Source organism: Xanthomonas sp. NCPPB 2864, assembly GCF_056675615.1.
Map to the genome: position 1 here is coordinate 662,309 of NZ_JBWWVS010000001.1, position 14,385 is coordinate 676,693.

Consider the following 14,385-nt stretch of genomic DNA (forward strand, 5'->3'; position numbering starts at 1 on the left):
TGCGCCGCAGACAGGAGCGAGGCCGCTGCCGGTATCGGTCTTGGCTATACGGACAAGCTGGCTACTGCAAGCGGCGCGCGGTCACGGGTATGTGGCTGCGCAGGCAAGACGCTGCAGGCAGCCGATGCGCCGCCGCCTCTCACTGCAACGGACGCACCCGCTGCGATCCGCGCGCCATCAGGCGCAGTGCGAGCGCATGCGGCATCACGCGCAAGGCCGCATTGACCAGGCGATAGCGCCAGCCCGGCACGGCCAGCACCTGGCCGCGTTCCAGCGCGGCAATGCCGTACTCGGCCACGTCGTCGGCCTGCAGCCACGCCCAGCGGGGCAGGGTGGACATCGCCGCGCGGGTGCCGGTGACATCGTGAAACTCCGACCAGGCAAAGCCGGGACACAGCGCGCAGACCTTGACCGCGCAGTCGGCGTTCTCCAGTGCCAGTGATTCGCTGAAGCGCAGCAGGAAGCTCTTGCTGGCTGCGTACAGCGTCTGCCCGTCGGCACTCGGCGACAGTGCGGCGAACGAGGCCACATTGAGGATGCGGCCCTGGCCGCTGGCGCGAATCATCGGCAAGAGCCGCCAGGTCAGTTCGCACACCGCGCCCACCATCACCTGCAGAAAGCGTGCATGCGTGGCCCAGTCGTTGTGCAGATAGCGGCCCGGCACGCCGTAGCCGGCGTTGTTGACCAGGGTGCCCACCGTCCAGCCATTGCGCTGGATCTGCGCAACCAATGCTTCGACCGCGGCGGGATCGCCCAGATCGGCCGGCACCACTTCCACCCGTACCAACGGCCGCAACTCCTCGGCCAGCGCCTGCAGCCGGTCGACCCGGCGCGCGGTCAGGATCAGCGGCACGCCACGCCTTGCGTAGGCACGCGCAATCTCGCGGCCGATGCCGCTGGAGGCGCCGGTGACCAGCGCGAAGACAGGCAAAACGGACATGGCAGGTTCCTGGTGGAGGAGGGGGAGGACAGGCAACGGACAGAAGTGTGCCGGCTGCCGACAGGGCATGGGCTATTCTGTCGCCTGTCTTCCACTCAGGAACCTGCGCCTGATGCGTCGAAAGATCGTTGCCGGAAATTGGAAGCTGCATGGCAGCCGCGCCTTCGCCACCGAACTGGTGGCCCAGATCGCCGCACACATGCCCCTGGAGGGTGTCGATGTCGTCATCCTGCCGCCACTGCCTTACCTGGGCGACCTGATCGAGGATTTCGAGGAACACCATCTGTGTTTCGGTGCCCAGGACGTCAGCAGTAACGAGAAGGGCGCCTACACCGGGGAAGTCTCGGCCACGATGCTGGTCGATGTCGGCGCCGAGTACGGGCTGGTCGGCCACTCCGAGCGGCGCCAGTATCATCGAGAGAGCAGTGAGCTGGTGGCGCATAAGTTCGCCGCCGCCATGCATGCCGGGCTGATTCCGGTGCTGTGCGTGGGCGAGTCGCTGGAGCAGCGCGAGGCCGACCAGACCGAGGCGGTGCTGCGCGCCCAACTCGCGCCGGTGCTGGCGCTGGTGGGCAGCGCGGGCTTTGCCCGCGCCGTGCTCGCCTACGAGCCGATCTGGGCCATTGGTACCGGCCGCACCGCCAGCCCGGAGCAGGCGCAGGCGGTGCACGCGTTCCTGCGTGGCGAAGTCGCGAAGGCGGATGCTAGAATCGCCGATTCTCTGCCCATCCTGTACGGGGGCAGTGTCAAGCCCGATAACGCCAGCGAGCTGTTTGCCCAGCCCGACGTCGATGGCGGGCTGGTCGGAGGCGCCTCGCTGGTCGCCGAGGATTTCCTGGCCATCGCGCGTGCGGCGGCCGCTTGTTAACCCATTAAGTTTTGTCCGGGGACGGATTTCGAAATGCTGATGTTGATCCTCAATGTGGTCTACGTGCTGGTCGCGCTGGCGATGATTGCGCTGATCCTGATGCAGCGTGGTGCGGGTGCGGCAGCCGGTTCCGGCTTCGGCGCCGGCGCGTCGGGCACCGTGTTCGGCTCGCAGGGCGCGTCGAACTTCCTGTCCAAGTCGACCAAGTGGCTGGCGGTGGTGTTCTTCAGCATCAGCCTGTTCATGGCGTGGTACGCCACCCACGGCGCACGTCCGACCGACCAGAACCTGGGCGTGATGTCGCAGTCGGCCACCCCGGCGCCCGCCGCCGCGGGCGAGCTGACTCAGCCGTTACCGCAGGTGCCGGCCGCCGGCGCAGTCCCGACCGCGCCTTCGCAGCCAGTGCCCGCCGCAACTCCGGCTGCAACGCCGGCGCAATCCGCACCGGTGCAGCAGGCGCCCGCGGCACGCGAAGAAAACGCTTCAGAACCAGCACAAAAACGCTGAAGCCGGTTACAATACGCTGCGCACTGGGATGCCCAGCGGCGCAACGTATGCCCAGGTGGCGGAATTGGTAGACGCACTACCTTGAGGTGGTAGCGACTTAGGTCGTAGGGGTTCGAGTCCCCTCTTGGGCACCATTGTTTGGCTGCAGTTCCTGCGCATCGCTGGTCGCGCGCGGGGTCTGCCTATACCCCATGCCGGCACGCGGCGCGTGCGGGCAGAGGCAAGAGAGAATCGCTGTGCTGGCCGAATATTTGCCGAGTCTGCTGTTTCTGATCGTCGCCACCGGTGTCGGCATCGTGCTGATGCTGGTCGGTCGATTCCTCGGTCCGCGTAGTCCGGACCCGCGCAAGCTCTCGCCTTACGAGTGTGGCTTCGAAGCCTTCGAAGACGCGCGCATGAAGTTCGACGTGCGCTACTACCTGATCGCGATCCAGTTCATCGTGTTCGATCTGGAAATCATCTTCATCGTGCCGTGGACGCAGGTGTTCATGGAGATCGGCGCACGTTCGCTGGTCACCATGGGCCTGTTCGTCGGCATGTTGTTCCTCGGCTTTATCTACGTGTGGAAGAAGGGAGCGCTGGAATGGGAGTGATTCAGACCCTGGATCGTCTGATGACCAACCCGATGCCGGAAGGCCGGGTGGAAGACATCCTGCGCCCGGAAGGCGAAAACCCGCTGCTCGAGAAGGGCTACGTGACCACCAGCGTCGATGCGCTGCTGAACTGGGCGCGCACCGGCTCGATGTGGCCGATGACCTTCGGCCTGGCCTGCTGCGCGGTCGAGATGATGCATGCCGGCGCCGCGCGTCTGGATCTGGACCGCTACGGCGTGGTGTTCCGCCCGTCGCCGCGCCAGTCCGACGTGATGATCGTGGCCGGCACACTGGTCAACAAGATGGCCCCGGCGCTGCGCAAGGTCTATGACCAGATGCCGGACCCGAAGTGGGTCATCTCGATGGGTAGCTGCGCCAATGGCGGCGGCTACTATCATTATTCGTATTCGGTGGTGCGCGGTTGCGATCGCATCGTGCCGGTGGACATCTACGTCCCCGGTTGCCCGCCGACCGCCGAGGCGCTGGTATACGGCATCCTGCAGCTGCAGAAGAAGATCTGGCGTACCCAGACCATCGCGCGCTGACACCCGTCTTCTTCTACTGAGAGCAGCCAAGCCCCCATGGCAGAGCAAGCATCTTCCTTCACTGACCGACTTGCGGCACGTTTCGCCGGTGCGCAGATCGCCGTGGCATTGCCGCGCGGCGAAGTGACGCTGGAAGTCGCTGCGGCCGATTGGCACGCCACCTGTCTGGCCCTGCGCGACGAGCTCGGTTTCGAGCAGCTCAGCGACCTGTGCGGCGTCGATTACCTGGGCTACGGCAGCGACGAGTGGGATACCGCCGACGTGTCGTCGCAGGGCTTCAGCCGCGGCGTCGAGGGCAAGGCCGTCGGTCGTTTCGCCTGGGGCGAATTTCCCAGCCAGGAAAGCTCCGACGGCGCCCATCCGCAGCACATGCCCAAGCAGCGTTTTGCGGTGGTCGCGCAGCTGATCTCCTACCAGCACAACCAGCGTCTGCGCGTGCGTTGCTACGCACCGGACGAGCAGGTACCGATGGTGGCCTCGTTGACCGATATCTGGCCCGGCGTGAACTGGTTCGAACGCGAAGCCTTCGACCTGTTCGGCATCGTCTTCGATGGCCATCCGGACCTGCGCCGCATCCTGACCGACTACGGATTTGTCGGCCATCCGTTCCGCAAGGATTTCCCGCTGATCGGCAACGTCGAAGTGCGTTACGACGATGAGCGCAAGCGTGTCGTGTACGAGCCGGTGACCTCGGTCGAGCCGCGCGTTGGTGTGCCGCGCGTGATCCGCGACGACGCCCGTTATGAGACTGCCGCTGGTGAAGTGGGCAAGTCGGAGACCGCCAAGTGAGTGAGTTCCGCCAGGCAACCGATGCCTTCGCGAGCAATCCTGTCGAAAGCAAGCAGGAAATCCGCAATTACACGATGAACTTCGGCCCGCAGCATCCTGCGGCGCACGGCGTGCTGCGCCTGATCCTGGAAATGGACGGCGAGACCGTGGTGCGTGCCGATCCGCATATCGGCCTGCTGCACCGTGGCACCGAGAAGCTGGCCGAATCCAAGCCGTTCAACCAGTCGGTTCCATACATGGACCGCCTGGATTACGTGTCGATGATGTGCAACGAGCACGCCTACGTGCGCGCGATCGAGTCCCTGATGGGCATCGAAGTGCCCGAGCGTGCGCACTACATCCGCACCATGTTCGACGAGATCACCCGCATCAAGAACCACCTGATGTGGGTTGGTTCCAACGCGCTCGACCTGGGCGCGATGGCGGTGATGCTGTACGCGTTCCGCGAGCGCGAAGAATTGATGGACGTCTACGAGGCGGTCAGTGGTGCGCGCATGCACGCTGCCTACTACCGTCCCGGCGGCGTGTATCGCGATCTGCCCGATCGCATGCCCAAGTACAAGGAATCCCGCTGGCACAAGGGCGGGGCACTGAAGAAGCTCAATGCAGCGCGCGAAGGCTCGATGCTGGACTTCCTCGAGGATTTCACCAATACGTTCCCGTCGCGTGTGGACGAGTACGAGACGCTGCTGACCGATAACCGTATCTGGAAGCAGCGTACTGTCGACGTCGGCATCATCAGCCCGGATCTGGCGCGTGCCTGGGGCATGACCGGCCCGATGCTGCGTGGCTCGGGCATCGAATGGGACCTGCGTAAGAAGCAGCCGTACGCCAAGTACGACGCGGTGCAGTTTGACGTGCCGGTCGGCACCAATGGCGATTGCTACGACCGCTATCTGGTGCGCGTGGCCGAGATGCGCGAGTCCAACCGCATCATCAAGCAATGCGTGAAGTGGCTGAAGGCCAACCCCGGCCCGGTCATGGTCACCAATTTCAAGGTCGCTCCGCCAAGCCGCGAAGGCATGAAGGACGACATGGAAGCGCTGATCCATCACTTCAAGCTGTTCAGTGAAGGCTACTGCGTACCGGCTGGCGAAACCTATTGCGCGGTCGAAGCGCCCAAGGGCGAATTCGGCTGCTATCTGATGTCCGATGGCGCCAACAAGCCGTTCCGCGTGCATCTGCGCGCGCCGGGCTTTGCGCATCTGTCGTCGATGGACGCAGTGGTGCGTGGCTATCTGCTGGCCGACGTCGTGGCGATGATCGGTACTTACGATTTGGTTTTCGGTGAGGTTGACCGATGAAGGCGACGGGTAATTTCGAAGCGGCGCGCGACGTCGATCCGCAGGTGGTGCTGAGCGACAAGACGCGCGCGCACATCGATCACTGGTTGAGCAAGTTTCCGCCCGATCGCAAGCGTTCGGCCGTGCTGCAAGGCCTGCACGCTGCGCAGGAGCAGAACCAGGGCTGGCTGACCGACGAGCTGATTGTCGGCGTGGCCAAGTATCTGGACCTGCCGCCGGTGTGGGCCTACGAGGTCGCCAGCTTCTACTCGATGTTCGAGACCGAGAAGGTCGGCCGCCACAACGTGGCGTTCTGCACCAACATCAGCTGCTGGCTCAACGGCGCCGAAGATCTGCTGGCGCACGCGGAAAAGAAACTGGGTTGCAAGCTGGGGCAGTCGACGGCTGATGGCCGCGTCTACCTCAAGCGCGAAGAAGAGTGCCTGGCGGCCTGCTCTGCAGCGCCGATGATGGTCATCAACGGCCATTACCACGAGCACCTGACGAAAGAGAAGGTCGACGCGCTGCTGGACGGGCTGGAGTAAGACATGGCACATCATCACGCACCCTCAGGCCCGGTCGGTCCGGCGCCGTTGCCGCATCAGGTCGTCTACACGACGCTGCATTACGACACCCCGTGGTCGTATGAGAGCTATCTGAAAACCGGTGGCTACGCCGCGCTGCGCAAGATCCTCGAAGAGAAGATCGCGCCGGCCGACGTCATCGAGATGGTCAAGGCGTCCAACCTGCGCGGCCGTGGCGGCGCAGGCTTCCCGACTGGCCTGAAGTGGTCGTTCATGCCCAAGGGCACGATGCAGAAGTACATCCTGTGCAACTCGGACGAATCCGAGCCGGGCACCTGCAAGGACCGCGACATCCTGCGTTACAACCCGCACTCGGTGGTGGAGGGCATGGCGATCGCCTGCTACGCCACTGGCTCGACGGTGGGTTACAACTATCTGCGTGGCGAGTTCCACCACGAGCCGTTCGAGAACTTCGAGCTGGCGCTGGCCGATGCCTATGCCAACGGCTGGCTGGGCAAGAACATCCTCGGCAGCGGCGTGGATATCGATATCTACGGTGCGCTGGGTGCCGGTGCCTACATCTGCGGCGAAGAAACCGCGCTGATGGAATCGCTGGAAGGCAAAAAGGGCCAGCCGCGCTACAAGCCGCCGTTCCCGGCCAACTTCGGCCTGTACGGCAAGCCGACCACCATCAACAACACCGAGACCTATGCGTCGGTGCCGGCGATCATTCGCAACGGCCCGGAATGGTTCCTGGGGCTGAGCAAGACCAAGAACGGCGGCCCCAAGATCTTCTCGGTGTCCGGCTGCGTGCAGAAGGGCGGCAATTTCGAAGTGCCGCTCGGCACCACCTTCGACGAACTGCTGGAAATGGCCGGTGGCCTGCGTCCGGGCCGCAAGCTCAAGGGCGTGGTGCCTGGCGGCGTGTCGATGCCGGTGCTGAAGGCCGACCAGGTTGCCGGGCTGCAGATGGACTACGACACCTTGCGTGCGCTCGGCACCGGCCTGGGGTCGGGTGCGATCGTGGTGCTGGATGACAGCGTGTGCTGCGTGCGCTTCGCCTGCCGCATCTCGCAGTTCTTCCACAAGGAATCCTGCGGCCAGTGCACCCCGTGCCGCGAGGGCACCGGCTGGATGCACCGCGTGCTGGAGCGCATCGTTGCCGGCAAGGCGACGATGGAAGACCTGCATCAGCTGCGCACCGTTGCCGGCCAGATCGAAGGACACACCATCTGTGCCTTCGGCGAGGCGGCGGCGTGGCCGATCCAAGGCTTCCTGCGCCAGTTCTGGGACGAGTTCGAGTACTACATCGTCAACGGTCGTTCGATCGTCGACACGCACGTCGGAGTGGCCGCATGAGCGCCCAACCAGTGAACCCCAACGTGCCACCGGACCATGTCACCGTCGAGATCGACGGGCAGTCCCTGGTGGTGCCGAAGGGTTCGATGATCATCCAGGCGGCCGACAAGGCCGGCATCCCGATCCCGCGCTTCTGCTACCACGAGAAGCTGCCGATCGCGGCCAACTGCCGCATGTGCCTGGTGGACGTCGAGAAATCCCCGAAGCCGTCGCCCGCCTGCGCCACGCCGGTGATGGACGGCATGAAGGTCACCACGCGTAGCGAAAAGGCGCTGAAGTACCAGCGCAGCGTGATGGAATTCCTGCTGATCAACCATCCGCTGGACTGCCCGATCTGCGATCAGGGCGGCGAGTGCGAACTGCAGGACGTGTCGCTCGGTTATGGCCGTTCGGTCAGCCGCTTCAACGAACGCAAGCGCGTGGTGCCGGACGAGGACATCGGTCCGCTGGTCGCCACCGAAATGACCCGCTGCATCCAGTGCACCCGCTGCGTGCGTTTCACCGCAGACATCGCCGGCACCTACGAGCTGGGTGGCATGTATCGCGGCGAGAACCTGCAGATCGGCACCTACGACGGCAAGCCGCTGACCACCGAAATCTCCGGCAACGTCATCGACGTCTGCCCGGTGGGCGCGCTGACCAACAAGGTGTTCCAGTTCCGTGCGCGTCCGTGGGAGCTGATGGCGCGCGAGTCGCTTGGCTACCACGATGCGATGGGCTCGAACCTGTTCCTGCACGTGCGTCGCGGCGAAGTGCTGCGCACCGTGCCGCGCGAGAACGAGGCGGTCAACGAGTGCTGGCTGTCCGACCGTGATCGTTATTCGCATCAGGGCCTGTATGCGGAAGACCGTGCGGTCAAGCCGCTGAAGAAGGTCAACGGGCAGTGGACCGAGGTGAGCTGGGCCGAAGGTCTGGCCGCCGCGACGCAGATCCTGCGTGACAACGCCGGCGATCAGCTCGGTGTGCTGGTGCATCCGTCCACCTCCAACGAAGAGGGCGCCTTGCTCGCACGTCTGGCCGAAGGCCTGAACAGCGGCAATCTGGATCACCGCCTGCTCAACCGCGATTTCTCCGATGCTGCGGTGGCCGAAGCGTTCGCCACGCCGCTGGCAGAGATCGAGCGCGCCGATGTGGTGGTGCTGTTCGGCACCAACGTACGTCACGAGCTGCCGTTGCTGCATGCCCGCCTGCGCAAGGCCAGCATCCAGAACGGGACGCAGATCCATTCGGTCAACCCGGTCGATTTCGACTTTGCCTTCACCCAGGCAAGCCGCACGGTCGTTGCGCCGTCGCAGCTGGCCGGTGCTCTGGACGATGCGGCGTTGCGCGATGCGGTCAAGGGCGCCACGCGCGCCGTGATCGTGGTCGGTGCACTGGCTGAAAACCACCCGCAGGCTGCTGCATTGCGTGCCGCTGCACGCGACTTTGCCGCTGCAACCGGCGCCTCGCTGTGCCGCATCCCGCAGGGTGCGAACGCGGTCGGTCTGGTGTCGCAGGGTGTGCTGCCGACCGCACGCGATGTCGCCGGCATGCTGGCGCAGCCGCGCCAGGCCTACGTGCTGTATGGCATCGAGCCGGGTCTGGATTTCGCCGATGCCGCCGCCGCACGCAGCGCCCTGGCGGGTGCCAAGGTGGTCGCGTTCAGTCAGTTCGCCTGCGCCTCGACGCGCGACGTGGCCGATGTGATCCTGCCGATCGGTGCGCTGCCGGAAATCGACGCATCGCTGACCAATCTGGATGGCCGCGTGCAGACCGCACGTGCCGCCGGTCGCCTGCCGGTCGAAGCCCGCGAGGGCTGGCGCGTACTGCGTGCACTTGGTGGCGAGCTGGGTCTGGGCGGTTTCGAATTCATCGATTTGGTCGGCCTGCGTGCCGGCATGCAGAACCGTTCCGTCAGCCCTGTCGCCTCGGCGCAGCCGGCTGCGGCCAGCGACGGGCTGGAAGTTGCCGCCACCGCTGCGATCTATCGCACCGATGCGGTGGTGCGTCGCGCCGCCGCGCTGCAGTCGCATCCGCTCAATATCGCGCCGTGTGTGGCGATGCATCCGGAGCAGGCCGCGCAGTTGCAGGTCGGCGCTGGTCAGATGGTCAAGGTCGGTACCGACGCCGGTAAGGCGACGTTGCCGGTAGTGCTGGACAAGCGCGTCGCACCGGGCACGGTGTGGATCGAATCCGGCCATGGCGCAACCGCGCCGCTCGGTGCCGGTCGTGTAACGGTGGTGGCTGCATGAACGAATTGCTGTTGAACCTGGTCGATCCCCTGCACCAATGGTTTGTCGGTCTGGGCGATGGCGGCGTGGTGCTGTGGACCGTGCTGAAGATCCTGCTGATCACCGTGCCGGTGATCGTGTCGGTGGCCTTCTACGTGGTCTGGGAGCGCAAGCTGATCGGCTGGATGCACGTGCGTCACGGGCCGATGTACGTGGGCATGGGCATCTTCCAGGCCTTCGCCGACGTGTTCAAACTCCTGTTCAAGGAGATCGTGCAACCGAGCAGCTCGCACAAGGCGATGTTCATCATCGCGCCGCTGCTGACGCTGGCGCCTGCCTTCGCGGCCTGGTCGGTGGTGCCGTTCGACGCGCAGCTGGTGCTGTCCAACGCCAACGTCGGTTTGCTGTATCTGCTGGCGATGACCTCGCTGGGCGTGTACGGCATCATCCTGGCCGGCTGGGCGTCCAACTCCAAGTACGCGTTCCTGGGTGCGATGCGCTCGGCCGCGCAGGTGGTCAGCTACGAAATCGCGATGGGCTTTGCGCTGGTCGGCGTGATGATCGCCTCCGGCAGCGTCAACTTGAGCCAGATCGTGTTCGCGCAGGCGGGCAGCTCGGGCTTCTTCGACTGGTTCCTGATTCCGCTGTTCCCGTTGTTCATCGTGTACTGGGTGTCCGGCGTCGCCGAAACCAACCGCGCGCCGTTCGACGTGGTGGAAGGCGAATCGGAAATCGTCGCCGGCCACATGGTGGAGTACTCGGGCGGTGCGTTCGCGCTGTTCTTCCTTGCCGAATACGCCAACATGATCCTGGTCAGCTTCCTGATCTCGATCTTCTTCCTCGGCGGCTGGTTGAGCCCGATCCAGGGTTGGGTCAATGCGGATATCTCGCCGTGGATCGACTGGTTGTGGAAGGGCGGTTGGCCGTGGCTGCTGATGAAGGTGTTCTTCTTCGCCAGCGCTTACATCTGGTTCCGTGCCAGCTTCCCGCGCTACCGCTATGACCAGATCATGCGTCTGGGCTGGAAGGTGTTCATTCCGCTCACGATCGTGTGGATCGCAGTGACGGCGTTGATGGTGTTTTACGGCGTGATCCAGAAGGGCGTGTAACTGATGAACAAGATCACCCATTACTTCAAGAGCCTGCTTCTGCTCGAACTGCTAGGCGGCCTGTGGCTGACGTTGAAATACACGTTCAAGCCAAAGTACACCGTGCTGTACCCGATGGAGAAGTTCCCGCAGTCGCCGCGTTTCCGTGGCCTGCACGCATTGCGTCGCTATCCCAACGGTGAAGAGCGCTGCATCGCCTGCAAGCTGTGCGAAGCGGTGTGCCCTGCGCTGGCGATCACCATCGACTCGGCCAAGCGCGAGGACGGCTCGCGCCGTACCACGCGCTACGACATCGATCTGTTCAAGTGCATCTTCTGCGGCTTCTGCGAAGAAAGCTGCCCGGTGGACTCGATCGTCGAGACGCACATCCTCGAGTACCACTTCGAGAGGCGTGGCGAGAACATTGTCAACAAGCCGCAGCTGCTGGCGATCGGAGACCGGTTTGAAACCGAGATCGCCGAGCGTCGCGCTGCCGATGCCGCCTTCCGTTGAGGTCATGATGGACTGGGTCACTATTGCTTTTTACGCCTTCTCCGCCGTCGCGGTCGTGTCCGCCGGTGCGGTGATCAGCGTGCGCAACCCGGTGTACGCCGTGTTGTGCCTGATCCTCACCTTCTTCTCGATGGCATGCATCTGGTTGCTGGTCGGCGCCGAGTTCCTCGGCGTGACGCTGGTGCTGGTCTACGTCGGCGCGGTGATGGTGCTGTTCCTGTTCGTGGTGATGATGCTGGACATCGACACCAGCCGCCTGCGCGAAGGGTGGGTCAAGTACATGCCGGTCGGTGTCATCGTGGCGGTTGCCATGCTGGCGCAGATGGTCACCCTGATCGGGGTCAAGGCGCGCAGTGCCGCACCGTTCCCGGCCGATAACGCCGCTGCGCAGGCCGCCGACGTGTCGAACCTGACCTGGCTAGCCAAGACCCTTTACACCCAGTTCCTGCTGCCGTTCGAGTTCGCCGCGGTGATCCTGACCGTGGCCGTGGTGGCCGCGGTGATGCTGACCCTGCGCAAGCGCACCGGCATCAAGCACCAGAATGCGGGCGAGCAGTCGCGAGTGAAGGCGGGCGATCGTCTGCGCATGGTCAAAATGGCGGTTGAAAAGCCGGTACAGGTCGCGCCGAAGCTGGATGCGACCGACGGACAGGAGGCGAAGTCTTGATTACCTTGGGCCACCTGCTGGGACTGGGCGCGGTGCTGTTCTGCATCTCCCTGGCCGGCATCTTCCTCAACCGCAAGAACGTCATCGTGCTGCTGATGTCGATCGAACTGATGCTGCTGTCGGTCAACGTCAACTTCATTGCGTTCTCGCGCGAGCTTGGCGACCCCGCCGGTCAGCTGTTCGTGTTCTTCATCCTGACCGTTGCCGCCGCGGAGGCTGCGATCGGCCTTGCGATCCTGGTGACTCTGTTCCGCACGCGCCGCACGATCAATGTGGCCGAAGTCGATACGTTGAAGGGCTGACCTGTAGATGGAAATCACTCTCTCCAAGAGTCTGTTGATCGCGGTGGTGCTTGCACCGCTGGTCGGCAGCATCATCGCCGGCCTGTTCGGTCGCCAGGTAGGGCGCAAGGGCGCGCAATACGTCACCATCCTGGGCGTGGCGGTCAGCTGCGTGCTGTCGTGCCTGACGCTGTATCAACTGGTGGAGCAGGGCGCCAGCCCGTTCAACCAGAACCTGTACACCTTCTTCGATGTCGGTAACTACTCGGCGCATGTCGGCTTCATGGTCGATCGCCTGACCGCGATGATGATGGTGGTAGTGACCTTCGTGTCGCTGCTGGTGCACATCTACACCATCGGCTACATGGAAGAAGACCCGGGCTACCAGCGCTTCTTCAGCTACATCTCGTTGTTCACCTTCTCCATGCTCACGCTGGTGATGAGCAACAACTTCCTGCAGCTGTTCTTCGGCTGGGAAGCAGTGGGTCTGGTGTCCTACCTGTTGATCGGTTTCTGGTTCAAGCGCCCGACCGCCGTGTTCGCCAACATGAAGGCGTTCCTGGTCAATCGCGTCGGCGACTTCGGCTTCATTCTCGGTATCGCCGGTGTGCTGCTGTGGTTCGGCTCGCTGGATTACTCCACCGTGTTCGCCAACGCGACCACCATGGCCGGTGCCAAGGTGCAGCTGTTCGCGGGGCATGAGTGGAGCGTGATGACGCTGATCTGCATCTGCCTGTTCATCGGCGCGATGGGCAAGTCGGCGCAGGTGCCGTTGCACGTGTGGCTGCCGGACTCGATGGAAGGCCCGACCCCGATTTCGGCACTGATCCATGCCGCGACGATGGTGACCGCCGGCATCTTCATGGTCGCGCGCATGTCGCCGCTGTTCGAGCTGTCGGAAACCGCGTTGAACTTCATCCTGTTCATCGGTGCGACCACGGCCTTCTTCACCGGCCTGATCGGCATCGTGCAGAACGACATCAAGCGCGTGGTTGCGTACTCCACACTGTCGCAGCTGGGCTACATGACCGTGGCGCTGGGCGTGTCGGCGTATTCGGCCGCCGTGTTCCACCTGATGACGCATGCCTTCTTCAAGGCGCTGCTGTTCCTGGCGGCCGGTTCGGTCATCATCGGCATGCACCACGAGCAGGACATGCGCAAGATGGGTGGCCTGCGCAAGTACATGAAGGTGACCTACTGGACCAGCGTGATCGGTACCTTGGCACTGGTCGGTACGCCGTTCTTCTCCGGCTTCTACTCCAAGGACACCATCATCGAGGCAGCCGCACACCATGCCCATGAGTCGCATAGCTGGATCGCGACCTATGGCTACTGGGCAGTGCTCGGCGGCGTGCTGGTGACCAGCTTCTACAGCTTCCGCCTTCTGTTCCTGACCTTCCACGGCAAGGAGCGCTTCCGCGATGCCCATGCGCACGATGCGCATGCACATCACGACAGCGCGCACACCGATGCCGAGGCGCAGGTCCACGCGCACGACAGTCATGCGCACGACGCACATGCACACGATACGCACGGCCACGACGACCACGGTCATGGCCACCATGGTGCCCACGAGCCGCATGAATCCAAGTGGGTGGTGACGCTGCCGTTGATCCTGCTGGCGATCCCGTCGGTGGCGATCGGTTTCTTCACCATCGGTCCGATGCTGTTCGGCACCGACTGGCAGGGCCACCACGCCGCGCATGCGCTCAAGGGGCAGGCAGTGTCGTTCTTCACCGGCATCGTCGATTTCTACGATCCGGCGCGTGACACCGTCGGCGTACTGGCCGAAGAGTTCCATGGCCCGGTCGCCTTCGCGCTGCATGGCATGATGGCGGCGCCGTTCTTCCTGACGGTCGCCGGCCTGCTGCTGGCTGCGCTGTTCTATCTGTGGAAGCCGGAACTGGCTACCAAGTCGCGCAAGGCGTTCGCGCCGGTGGTGTGGCTGCTGGAAAACAAGTACGGCTTCGACAAGCTCTGGATCAATGGCTTCGCCGGTGGCGGCGTGGTCCTTGGCAAGGCGTCACGTGCCATCGATACCCATGTGGTCGACGGTGTCGTCGTCAATGGTTCTGCCCGACTGATCGACCTGGCTGCAAATCTGCTGCGTCGCACGCAATCCGGTTTCCTCTATCACTACGCCTTCGCAATGATCATCGGTTTGATCGCCTTGTTGGCGGTACTGATGCATTTCTGGCGTTGACCTGTACGGAATAAG

General features: G+C 63.8%; 15 protein-coding genes and 1 tRNA gene. 15 read left to right on the top strand and 1 reads right to left on the bottom strand.

Features of this window, described 5'->3' with window-relative positions:
• Positions 1 to 139: 139 nt before the first annotated feature.
• Positions 140 to 940, bottom strand: a complete 801-nt coding sequence (locus AC1KVE_RS02760) for an SDR family NAD(P)-dependent oxidoreductase (protein ID WP_481091938.1) — start codon at positions 938 to 940, stop codon at positions 140 to 142.
• 112 nt (positions 941 to 1,052) lie between these two features.
• On the opposite strand from AC1KVE_RS02760, the gene tpiA reads away from it, so the two are divergent.
• From tpiA to nuoL, 15 genes are all read left to right on the top strand, one after another.
• Positions 1,053 to 1,808, top strand: coding sequence for a triose-phosphate isomerase (tpiA, locus tag AC1KVE_RS02765; RefSeq protein ID WP_024937982.1), 756 nt, complete (start codon positions 1,053 to 1,055; stop codon positions 1,806 to 1,808).
• 33 nt (positions 1,809 to 1,841) lie between these two features.
• The gene (gene secG, locus AC1KVE_RS02770) at positions 1,842 to 2,315 is read left to right on the top strand and encodes a preprotein translocase subunit SecG (RefSeq protein WP_184456301.1); all 474 of its coding nucleotides are present in this window, start codon (positions 1,842 to 1,844) and stop codon (positions 2,313 to 2,315) included.
• A gap of 49 nt (positions 2,316 to 2,364) precedes the next feature.
• A tRNA-Leu gene (locus AC1KVE_RS02775) sits at positions 2,365 to 2,449 on the top strand.
• 102 nt (positions 2,450 to 2,551) lie between these two features.
• Positions 2,552 to 2,908, top strand: coding sequence for an NADH-quinone oxidoreductase subunit A (locus tag AC1KVE_RS02780; RefSeq protein ID WP_039512172.1), 357 nt, complete (start codon positions 2,552 to 2,554; stop codon positions 2,906 to 2,908).
• The gene (locus AC1KVE_RS02785) at positions 2,899 to 3,453 is read left to right on the top strand and encodes a NuoB/complex I 20 kDa subunit family protein (RefSeq protein ID WP_016944318.1); all 555 of its coding nucleotides are present in this window, start codon (positions 2,899 to 2,901) and stop codon (positions 3,451 to 3,453) included. Before AC1KVE_RS02780 ends, AC1KVE_RS02785 begins: the two co-directional genes overlap by 10 nt.
• A 36-nt stretch (positions 3,454 to 3,489) precedes the next feature.
• Positions 3,490 to 4,242, top strand: a complete 753-nt coding sequence (locus tag AC1KVE_RS02790; protein WP_016902994.1) for an NADH-quinone oxidoreductase subunit C — start codon at positions 3,490 to 3,492, stop codon at positions 4,240 to 4,242.
• A complete protein-coding gene (locus tag AC1KVE_RS02795; RefSeq protein ID WP_481091937.1) occupies positions 4,239 to 5,546 on the top strand; it encodes an NADH-quinone oxidoreductase subunit D in 1,308 nt (435 codons plus the stop codon). The genes AC1KVE_RS02790 and AC1KVE_RS02795 overlap by 4 nt, the downstream gene beginning before the upstream one ends.
• Positions 5,543 to 6,070, top strand: a complete 528-nt coding sequence (gene nuoE / locus AC1KVE_RS02800) for an NADH-quinone oxidoreductase subunit NuoE (RefSeq protein ID WP_016902996.1) — start codon at positions 5,543 to 5,545, stop codon at positions 6,068 to 6,070. The genes AC1KVE_RS02795 and nuoE overlap by 4 nt, the downstream gene beginning before the upstream one ends.
• 3 nt (positions 6,071 to 6,073) lie before the next feature.
• Positions 6,074 to 7,408 carry an NADH-quinone oxidoreductase subunit NuoF gene (gene nuoF / locus AC1KVE_RS02805; RefSeq protein WP_024937978.1) on the top strand — a complete coding sequence of 445 codons (1,335 nt, stop codon included), beginning with the start codon at positions 6,074 to 6,076 and terminating at the stop codon, positions 7,406 to 7,408.
• Positions 7,405 to 9,639: an NADH-quinone oxidoreductase subunit NuoG gene (gene nuoG / locus AC1KVE_RS02810; protein WP_481091936.1), complete on the top strand. Its 2,235-nt coding sequence runs from the start codon at positions 7,405 to 7,407 to the stop codon at positions 9,637 to 9,639. The genes nuoF and nuoG overlap by 4 nt, the downstream gene beginning before the upstream one ends.
• Positions 9,636 to 10,727, top strand: a complete 1,092-nt coding sequence (nuoH, locus tag AC1KVE_RS02815) for an NADH-quinone oxidoreductase subunit NuoH (protein WP_039522183.1) — start codon at positions 9,636 to 9,638, stop codon at positions 10,725 to 10,727. The genes nuoG and nuoH overlap by 4 nt, the downstream gene beginning before the upstream one ends.
• A gap of 3 nt (positions 10,728 to 10,730) precedes the next feature.
• Positions 10,731 to 11,219, top strand: coding sequence for an NADH-quinone oxidoreductase subunit NuoI (gene nuoI, locus AC1KVE_RS02820; protein ID WP_481091935.1), 489 nt, complete (start codon positions 10,731 to 10,733; stop codon positions 11,217 to 11,219).
• Between the two features lie 4 nt (positions 11,220 to 11,223).
• Entirely contained in the window at positions 11,224 to 11,886 is a 663-nt protein-coding gene (locus tag AC1KVE_RS02825) for an NADH-quinone oxidoreductase subunit J (protein WP_180968694.1), read from the top strand.
• Complete coding sequence (gene nuoK, locus AC1KVE_RS02830; RefSeq protein ID WP_006450557.1) at positions 11,883 to 12,188, top strand: NADH-quinone oxidoreductase subunit NuoK; 306 nt, start codon at positions 11,883 to 11,885, stop codon at positions 12,186 to 12,188. Before AC1KVE_RS02825 ends, nuoK begins: the two co-directional genes overlap by 4 nt.
• 7 nt (positions 12,189 to 12,195) lie before the next feature.
• Positions 12,196 to 14,370, top strand: a complete 2,175-nt coding sequence (gene nuoL, locus AC1KVE_RS02835; protein ID WP_184456297.1) for an NADH-quinone oxidoreductase subunit L — start codon at positions 12,196 to 12,198, stop codon at positions 14,368 to 14,370.
• Positions 14,371 to 14,385: the final 15 nt, after the last annotated feature.

Bases quoted from the DNA above. Each gene is read 5' to 3' on its own strand.
- AC1KVE_RS02760 (WP_481091938.1), bottom strand. From the start codon at position 940: ATGTCCGTTTTGCCTGTCTTCGCGCTGGTCACCGGCGCCTCCAGCGGC.
- tpiA (WP_024937982.1), top strand. From the start codon at position 1,053: ATGCGTCGAAAGATCGTTGCCGGAAATTGGAAGCTGCATGGCAGCCGC.
- secG (WP_184456301.1), top strand. From the start codon at position 1,842: ATGCTGATGTTGATCCTCAATGTGGTCTACGTGCTGGTCGCGCTGGCG.
- AC1KVE_RS02785 (WP_016944318.1), top strand. From the start codon at position 2,899: ATGGGAGTGATTCAGACCCTGGATCGTCTGATGACCAACCCGATGCCG.
- AC1KVE_RS02790 (WP_016902994.1), top strand. From the start codon at position 3,490: ATGGCAGAGCAAGCATCTTCCTTCACTGACCGACTTGCGGCACGTTTC.
- nuoE (WP_016902996.1), top strand. From the start codon at position 5,543: ATGAAGGCGACGGGTAATTTCGAAGCGGCGCGCGACGTCGATCCGCAG.
- nuoF (WP_024937978.1), top strand. From the start codon at position 6,074: ATGGCACATCATCACGCACCCTCAGGCCCGGTCGGTCCGGCGCCGTTG.
- nuoG (WP_481091936.1), top strand. From the start codon at position 7,405: ATGAGCGCCCAACCAGTGAACCCCAACGTGCCACCGGACCATGTCACC.
- nuoH (WP_039522183.1), top strand. From the start codon at position 9,636: ATGAACGAATTGCTGTTGAACCTGGTCGATCCCCTGCACCAATGGTTT.
- nuoI (WP_481091935.1), top strand. From the start codon at position 10,731: ATGAACAAGATCACCCATTACTTCAAGAGCCTGCTTCTGCTCGAACTG.
- AC1KVE_RS02825 (WP_180968694.1), top strand. From the start codon at position 11,224: ATGATGGACTGGGTCACTATTGCTTTTTACGCCTTCTCCGCCGTCGCG.
- nuoL (WP_184456297.1), top strand. From the start codon at position 12,196: ATGGAAATCACTCTCTCCAAGAGTCTGTTGATCGCGGTGGTGCTTGCA.